Annotated in this window: 1 protein-coding gene; it reads right to left on the reverse strand. The window is 45.3% G+C overall.

Going from position 1 to position 256, the window contains the following annotated elements; translation table 11 throughout:
* A partial coding sequence (locus AAEY62_RS23395; RefSeq protein ID WP_350636837.1) for a chloride channel protein occupies positions 1-256 on the reverse strand: 256 nt, incomplete at both ends.

Consider the following 256-nt stretch of genomic DNA (forward strand, 5'->3'; position numbering starts at 1 on the left):
GGTACGCATGGCATTATGAGGTAAGTGCAGTTTAGTTGCTAAGATACTTGCCCCAGTTGCACCTAAATGCACCGAAGGTCCTTCGCGTCCCACCGAAAAGCCGCTGATGAGAGCCAATGCACCACCAACAAATTGGTTAAGGGTGTTATACAGTGGCATTTGCCCGTAATGGCGTTTAATACGATGAATTACAAACGGAATACCCAAGCGATAATGTTTAAAGCCAGTAAAAGCCGCAAAAAGCGCAATTAAGAGT

This window comes from Pseudoalteromonas sp. GW168-MNA-CIBAN-0100, assembly GCF_040309225.1.
In the GTDB taxonomy this organism is placed as follows: Bacteria; Pseudomonadota; Gammaproteobacteria; order Enterobacterales; family Alteromonadaceae; genus Pseudoalteromonas; species Pseudoalteromonas arctica.